Source organism: Pseudomonadota bacterium, from assembly GCA_010028905.1.
In the GTDB taxonomy this organism is placed as follows: Bacteria; Vulcanimicrobiota; Xenobia; order RGZZ01; family RGZZ01; genus RGZZ01.
The window spans coordinates 1-2376 of record RGZZ01000637.1; the positions used below are offsets into that span (position 1 = coordinate 1).

At 65.4% G+C, this 2376-nt stretch carries 1 protein-coding gene; it reads right to left on the minus strand.

The genetic code is table 11. The features are described from left to right. A partial coding sequence (locus tag EB084_23820) for a hypothetical protein (GenBank protein NDD31290.1) occupies positions 1-2376 on the minus strand: 2376 nt, incomplete at both ends.

Below are 2376 nucleotides of genomic sequence, written 5' to 3' on the forward strand. Positions count from 1 at the left end.
GGTCCACGCAGTGGCGCGGATGGTCTCTCCCGGCGTGAAGCGGGCGGCTTGGGCCGAGATGAAGTCACGCAGGTGCGCGTGCGCGATACCGACGCCCTTCGGCCTGCCGGTGGAGCCCGAGGTGTAGATGACGTAGGCCAGGCTCTGCGGGGAGAGCGCGCTCGTGCCAGGCGTGGTATGCGCTCTACGTGCCAGAGCGTATTGCGTCTGCATTGCGTCGATGCAGACGATCTGGGGCCTGGAGGAGACGTGGGTGTCTGGGTGCGTGTCTGACAGCGCGGCCTCGTATACAGCCTCGTGCGTGAGCACGATCTTTGCGCCGCTGTCTTCTATCGCGTAGGTGATGCGTTCGCTGGGCCACGCAGGGTCGAGGGGCACATACGCGCCGCCGGCTTTGAGCGTAGCGAGGATAGCGACGATGAGATCGAAGCCACGGTCCATGACGAGGGCCACGCGCGCGTCGGGGGCAACCCCCAGTGCGATGAGATGCCGCGCAAGCCTGTTTGCGCGGGCATCGAGCGCGCCGTAGGTGAGGGTCTGCTCTTCGAAGACGAAGGCGGTGGCGTGGGGGCGCAGGGCGGCTTGATCTTCGAAGCGCTGGTGCACGAGGGGGAGCGCATCGACGAATGGCGTGGGCCTCGTTTCCGTATTCAGTGCTCTCAGCAAGTCTCGCTCTTCGTCCGTGAGCAGATCGTACCGGTGCAGATGGAGCGCTGCATCATGGGTTGCGCCGCCACTGGCGGTGAGGTGGGCCGCAATCCTCTCGATCGTCGCGGTGAGGCGCTCGGCCATTCGCGCAGCGGTGTCAGGCTCGAAGAGGTCGGCGGCGTACTCGAGTTCGAGCACGAGTCCGGGTTCTGTCTGGGTGGCGGAGAGGCTGAGGTCGAACTTGGCCATGCGTTGGCCCAGGTCGACAGCCTGCCCGCGAAGGTCTCCCAGACGGAAGTTCGCCTGCTCGTTGTTCTGCAGGGTGAGCATGAGCTGAACGAGCGGCGGATGGCTCAAGGAACGGGGCAGATCGAGGCTCTCAACGATGGTCTCGAAGGGAACATCTTGATGGGCCCAGGCCTGCACGCATCGCTCACGCACGTGGGCGAGCAGCTGCTCGAAGGTCGGTGCGTCGTTGAGCTCGATGCGCAGGGGCAGGGTGTTGACGAACATGCCCACGATAGGCTCGAGATCGGGGTGGGTACGGTTGGCGGTAGGGCTCCCGATGACGATGTCGTCTCCCGCGCCGTGACGTTGCAGCACGTGCGCCCAGGCTGCGAGCAGCCCCATGTACAGCGTTGCGCCACGGGTGCGCAGACCGCGTTCGAAGTCAAACGTGACGTCAGCGGCGATGCGCCAGGTGTGTACGCCTCCTCGCACGCTCTGGTGCGGCGGACGCGGGTGATCGGTGGCGATGGGCGTGCAGATTGGCGCGTCTGCGAGGGTCTGCTTCCACCCGTCGAGCTGCGCGGCGAGGCGTGGTCCAGAGAGATAGCGTCTCTGCCACGCGGCGAAGTCGGCGTAGCTGAGCCGTGGCGCGGCAGGGGCCAGATCTCCCCCTGCGCAGGCGGCTTCATAGAGCCTGGAGAGTTCGCGTAGCAAAATGGAGAAGGACCAGCCGTCGGCGGCGGTATGGTGAAGGACAAACCCCAGGATCCAGCTCTGGATGGCATCTGCAGCGGTCGATGGACCGTTGCGTGCGGCGTGCGTCATGGGCTCAGGTGCGATGGGGACGAGAATCGCGCGGATGGGGATGTCTTCGGCGAGTCGGAAAGGTTGCGTGAGCGTGGCTCTTGCCCGATCAATGGCACGCTCGGCTGATGTGGGGCTCTCGATGCAGAGAACCGGATTCTCCGGCTGGATCTCTTCTTGCCAGACCGCTGCCTCGCGCTCGATAAGCAGGGTGCGCAGGCTGGCATGTTGCTGCACGAGCGCGTCGAATGCGCGCTTCAGCGCGGCGGGGTTCAGAGTGCCTTCGATTTCGAGGAGCGCAGGCATGAGATAGGCCTGGCTGCCGTTCTCCTGCTCGAGCTGATCGATGAACCAGAGCCGCTGCTGGGCAAAGGATGCGGGTCTCGGTGCACCAGGCGCGAGAGGCGTGATGAGGCGCTCTGCCAGGTCTTCTCCATGCTCTCCGGAGGAGAGAAGCGCCTTCAGCCGTGTCGCGAGGTCGAGCAGCCTCGGATGATCGAAGACGAGGCGAACGGGCACGTTGAGGCCCAGCGCCTGTCGTAGCCGTGCGGTGAATCGTGTGGCGAGCAGCGAGTGTCCGCCGAGGGCGAAGAAGTCTGCTTCGAGACCGAAGTCCGGCGTCACGGTCGAATCAGCGCCACGGCCAAGAACCTCGCGGGCCTGCAGCAGCACCATCTGGCCGACGAGATCGTCGGG